Origin of the sequence: Microbispora sp. ATCC PTA-5024 (genome assembly GCF_000511135.2) — a bacterium.
Taxonomy (GTDB): Bacteria; Actinomycetota; Actinomycetes; order Streptosporangiales; family Streptosporangiaceae; genus Microbispora; species Microbispora corallina.
In genome coordinates, this window is record NZ_KI866523.1 from 1,625,470 (window position 1) to 1,630,503 (window position 5,034).

The 5,034-nt window shown below is 76.6% G+C and carries 4 protein-coding genes; 2 read left to right on the plus strand and 2 right to left on the minus strand.

What is annotated here, in order from left to right; genetic code table 11:
• Window positions 1-455, plus strand: a 455-nt coding sequence (locus MPTA5024_RS42375) for a LysR substrate-binding domain-containing protein (protein WP_198167242.1), incomplete at its 5' end; no start/stop codon positions are given.
• Window positions 456-471: 16 nt separating this feature from the next.
• Here MPTA5024_RS42375 and MPTA5024_RS20115 read toward each other — a convergent pair.
• Both MPTA5024_RS20115 and MPTA5024_RS20120 read right to left on the minus strand, forming a co-directional pair.
• Window positions 472-1,911 (minus strand): pyridoxal phosphate-dependent decarboxylase family protein, encoded by a 1,440-nt coding sequence (locus MPTA5024_RS20115; protein WP_036326924.1) that lies wholly within the window; start codon window positions 1,909-1,911, stop codon window positions 472-474.
• A 179-nt stretch (window positions 1,912-2,090) separates the two neighbouring features.
• Window positions 2,091-3,464: a diaminobutyrate--2-oxoglutarate transaminase family protein gene (locus MPTA5024_RS20120; protein WP_036325697.1), complete on the minus strand. Its 1,374-nt coding sequence runs from the start codon at window positions 3,462-3,464 to the stop codon at window positions 2,091-2,093.
• Between the two features lie 355 nt (window positions 3,465-3,819).
• Between MPTA5024_RS20120 and MPTA5024_RS20125 the strand changes: the two genes are divergently transcribed.
• Entirely contained in the window at window positions 3,820-4,971 is a 1,152-nt protein-coding gene (locus MPTA5024_RS20125) for an ROK family transcriptional regulator (RefSeq protein WP_036325699.1), read from the plus strand.
• Window positions 4,972-5,034: the final 63 nt, after the last annotated feature.

Sequence of the window (5,034 nt, forward strand, 5' to 3'; positions counted from 1 at the left end):
CCGTGCTGGGCGCGCCGTTCCCGCGGGACCTCACGACGGCGGCGCGGTTCCACGTGCCGGTCGGCCACCTCGCCGTGCCGGAGGGCGACCCGCTGGCGGCCACGCCGCTGGTACGGCCCGAGCACCTCGCGCGCCGGACGGTCCTCGTGCCCCGGAACCGGCCGCCCGCCGGGATGTGGGCCCGGCTGGCCGCCCGGCTGCCGTACCGGCACCATGTGGTGGCCGACGAGATCGACGACTTCGCCGCGGTGCTCGACCTGGTCGCCGCCGGGATCGGGCTGCTGCCCGTCCCGCAGTTGCTCGTCTCGTCTATCCGCAGGAACGACGTGAGGTTCGTCCCGTTCGACGGCGGCGACCTGCGCCTGACGTACGCGCTGGCCTGGCCGGGGGACCGGATGTCCGGCACGGTGATGGCCCTCGTCCAGGCCGTCCAGGAGTCCCTCTGGACCAGGTGAGCGGCCGCGGGCGCCCCTACCGCGACGCGTCCTCCTCCGCCTCGCCGGCCGCCACCACCTCGTGGAGCAGCCGTTCGACCTGGGCGGGCGTCGTGTCCGGATTGAGCAGGGTCAGCTTCAGCCGGACACGTCCCGGCCCCTCACCGGGAAGCTCGGTGCGGCCGACGACCGCCCGCCCCTCGCGCAGCAGCCGGCGGCGGAGCCCGGCGTTGACCCGGTCGGCCCGGGCCGGGTCCCGCGGCAGGTAGCGGAACAGGAAGGCCGTGAGCACCGGGTCGGCGTGCAGCTCCAGCCGGGGGTGCGCGCGGACCGCCGCGGCCCCCGCCCGGGCGAGGTCGTGGCAGGCGTCGACGAGCCGCCCCAGGCCGTCGCGGCCCAGCGTCCGCAGGGTGACGGCGATCGAGAAGGCGTCGGCCCGCCGGGTCGTGCGCAGGGAGAGCCCGAGCAGCGCGCCGTAGCCCGCCTCCTCGTCGTCCGCCGGGTTCAGGTACGCCGCGCGCCTGGCCAGCGAGGCGTACGTCTCGGCCCGCCGGACCAGGAAGACGCCGGCGGCGACGGGCTGCCAGCCCAGCTTGTGCCAGTCGAGGGACACCGAGTCGGCCAGGGCCACGCCGTCGAGCAGGGGCGCGAGCCGGTCGGACAGCAGCGCGCCGCCGCCGTAGGCCGCGTCCACGTGCAGCCACGCCCCGTGCTCGGCGGCGAGGGCGGCGCACGCGCGCAGCGGGTCGATCGCGCCGGTGTCGGTCGTGCCCGCCGTCGCGACCACCGCCAGCGGCCGCTCACCCCGCCGTACGGCGGCGGCCATGGCCTCCTCCAGGGCGGTCGCGTCCATCCGCAGGTCGTGGTCCACGGGGACGGGCACGACCGCGTCCTCGCCGAGCCCGAGCAGGGCCGCCGACCGCTGGACGGAGAAGTGCGCGGCCGCCGACGCGAAGACGCGCGGGCGGGGTCCGTCGCCCGGCAGGCCGCTCAGCTCGACGCGCCGCCCGGTCGCTGTTCCGAGGACGTGGTCTCTGGCCAGCATCAGGCCCATGAGGTTGGACTCGGTGCCGCCGGATGTGAGCACGCCGGCCGCGCCGGGCGGGTATCCGGCCATGGCGGCGAGCTCCGCGACCACCAGTGTCTCCAGGGCTGTCGCCGCGGGCGCCTGGTCCCAGGAGTCCATCGAGGGGTTCAGCGCCGACACGGCCAGATCGGCGGCCACGGCGACGGGCAGCGGCGGGCAGTGCAGGTGGGCGGCGCAGAAGGGGTCCACGGGGTCGGCGCTGCCGTACGCGAGCATACGGGTCAGGGCGGCCAGTGCGTCGTCTCCGCCGGCGGCCGCGAGAGTCCGCGCGACCTCGTCGGCCAGCCGGGCGGGGTCCGCGGCGGGCACCGGACCCGCCCGGCGCTCCGCGCCCTCGGCCAGCGCCCGCAGGACCGTCCGCACCAGGGGTTCGAGAGCCTCCCGCCCCATCAGCCCCCTGCCGTCCGGGCCGCCGGCCGCGTCAGAACCGGCTGCGTCGGAACCGGCGGGACCGGCTTCCCCGTCAGGGCCGGAGCCGTCCGGGACGTGACCGGCTGCCGGGGGCCGGGTTTCCGTGGAGGCCGTCTCCGCGGCCGCTCCGCGGCGCGCCGGATCGTGGATCGCGCCGGTCACGAGGACCGTCCGGCTAGGTGGGGGCCGGCGGTGGCCTGGGCGGCGACCTGGGCAATGGCGTCGGACAGGCGGTCGAGCACGGCCTCGGCCTCCTCGTCGGTGATGGTCAGCGGGGGCAGCAGCCGCAGCGTGGCGTCGTACCGGCCGCCGAGCTCCACGATGAGGCCGCGGTCCAGGCAGGCGGCCCGGACGGCGGCGGCCAGGCGCGGGGCGGCCGGGCGGGCGCCGCAGCCGTCGGGGGCGGCCTGCGGGTCGACCAGCTCCACGCCGATCATCAGCCCGCGGCCGCGTACGTCGCCGATAACCGGAAGCTCGGTGCGCAGACCGTCGAGGCGGGACGTCATCCGCGCGCCCACGGCCGCCGCACGCCCGGCCAGCCCTTCGCGGGCGACGAACCGCAGCGTGGCGGCGCCGGCCGCCAGGGCGAGCGTGTCGCCGCGGAAGGTGCCGGTGTGCGCGCCGGGCGCCCAGCCGTCGTACTCGTCCCGGTACACGATGACGGCCAGCGGCAGGCTGCCGCCGACGGCCTTGGACATGACCATCACGTCCGGCTCGACGCCGCTGTGCTCGACGGCCCAGAACGCGCCCGTACGGCCGACGCCCGTCTGCACCTCGTCCACGATCAGCGGGATCTCCCGTTCGGCCGTGATCCTGCGCATCTCGCGCAGCCAGCCGTCCGGGGCGGGCACCGCGCCGCCCTCGCCCTGGACCACCTCGAGAATCATGGCCGCGGGCGGTACCACGCCGCCGGCCGGGTCGTCGAGCAGCCGCTCGGTGTAGGCAACCGCGATCTGCGCGCCGCGCTCACCGCCGACCCCGAACGGGCAGCGGTACGCGTACGGGTACGGCAGCCGGGTGACCTCGGCCGCGACGCCCGGCACCGGCGCCCGGACGGCCACGTTGCCGGTCACGGCCAGGGCGCCGGCCGTCATGCCGTGGTAACCCCCGGTGAACGCGAGCAGGCCGCGCCGCCCGGTCGCCGTCTGCGTGAGCTTCAGCGCCGCCTCCACGGCGTCGGTCCCCGCCGGGCCGCAGAAATGGATTCGGGCCCGGTCGCGGAAGCCGGACGGCAGCGTGGCGAACAGGGCCTCGGTGAACTCGTCCTTCTGCGGCGTCGCGAGGTCCAGCACGTGGAGCGGCGCCCCGCTGTCGAGGGTCCGCCTCATGGCCTCGGTGACCACCGGGTGGTTGTGGCCGAGCGCGAGGGTCCCGGCGCCGGACAGGCAGTCGAGGTAGCGGCGGCCGTCCGCGCCCTCGATCGTCATGCCCGACGCCCGTACCGGGACGATCGGGAACGACCGGGCATAGGTGCGGGCGGCGGACTCGCGGGCCCGCTGGCGTCGCAGGATGTCGGCGGGGTTCGGCGTCATCGATCGGGGCTCCTGGTCGTCGGACGGAACGGCGTACGGAACGGCGTGCGCAACGACGGGCGGCGGCGCCGGGGACCGGGCACGGCGGTTCGCCGCCCCGGGCGTCACGAGGTGGCCGGCGGGCGCACGGACACGGGCACTCCTTCTCTCGGCGGCTCGGAGCTACTTAGGCGACCCTAACCTGACGTGCTCCGCGATTCCGGCACGGGGTGGTTCTCGCCCGGGGTCCACGGCCGTGATTCCCCGGACGTCACGGATCACGTCCGCAGGAACCCCGCGGAATCTCACCTCTTGACGAGAGCCGTGGTGCGTCCTACTTTCTTCGCAAGTAAATTTAGCGAAAAAGAAAGTCGGGATGCCGGTGAGCGAACGGGCCGCGCAGGGCCGGGACCTGTCCCGGACGGCGATACTCGCGACGCTCGGGCAGGCGGGTCCGCTCAGCCGCTCCGAGCTGGCCAGACGGCTGGACCTGAGCCCCGCCACCGTCACCCAGGTGACCCGGCGGCTGATCGAGCAGGGCATGGTGGAGGAGCTCGAGCGGGTCCCGTCCCGAGGAGGCCGGCCCGCCCAGCTGCTCGGCCTCGTGGGCTCGGCTGGCCGGGCCATCGGGGTGAAGATCGCCGCCGACCACGCCGTCGCCGTCGTCGTCCGGCTCGACGGGGAGCTGCTGGAGGAGCGCGAGATCCCGCTGGACGCGGGCGCGCCCGACTGCCTCGACCGGGTCGCCGCGCTGCTGCGCCCGCTGGCGTCGGGCGGGCCGCGGCTGCTCGGGGTCGGCGTCGGGGTGGCGGGCGTCGTCGACAGCCCGGACAGCGGCGTCGTCCAGGCGCCCACCCTGGGCTGGACGGCCACACCGGTCGGGCCACGCCTGCGCGCGTCGCTGGAACTGCCCGTCCTCGTGGACAACGACGTCAACACGCTGGCCGTCGCCGAACGCCTGTACGGGCGGGGACGGTCCCACCGCGACTTCCTCGTGGTGACCATCGGGCGGGGCGTCGGCCTGGCGATCGTGGTGGACGGCGGGCTGCTGCGCGGGGCCCACGGCGGGGCCGGGGAGTTCGGCCACCTGCCGGTGGCGGCGGACGGGCCGCGCTGCGCCTGCGGCAACACCGGCTGCCTGGAGGCGCTCATCGGCGAGCGGGGGCTGCTCGACGCGGCCCGGGCCCGGGGGCTCGGCGAGCCGGACGGCGAGATCCTCCGCGAGGCGGGCGGCGTGCTCGGCCGGGCCGTCGCCGGGCTCGTGAACATCCTCGACCCGGCCGCCGTCCTCGTCCTCGGCGAGGGCACCCGCGACTGGGAGCGGTGGCTGCCCGGCTTCGGCCCGGCGTTCCGCGCCCACCTGTTCCGCTCCCACCCGTACGTGCCGGTGGAGGTCGACCCCTGGGACGACTCCCGCTGGGCCCAGGGCGCGGCGGCGCTCGTGCTCGGCACGCCGTTCGACGTCGCCCCCGGCACGGGGGAGCAGGGCGAGCTGGTCCTTGCCCGCCTCGAAGGGCAGGAGCCGTGAGCGAGACGACCTCCCCCGTGCGCGCCCTCGACGAGCCGGCCGCGGCCGGCCGGGCGCGCGCCG

Excerpts from the sequence above, each read along its gene's own strand:
- MPTA5024_RS20115 (WP_036326924.1), bottom strand. The coding sequence starts at position 1,911 with ATGGGGCGGGAGGCTCTCGAACCCCTGGTGCGGACGGTCCTGCGGGCG.
- MPTA5024_RS20120 (WP_036325697.1), bottom strand. The coding sequence starts at position 3,464 with ATGACGCCGAACCCCGCCGACATCCTGCGACGCCAGCGGGCCCGCGAG.
- MPTA5024_RS20125 (WP_036325699.1), top strand. The coding sequence starts at position 3,820 with ATGCCGGTGAGCGAACGGGCCGCGCAGGGCCGGGACCTGTCCCGGACG.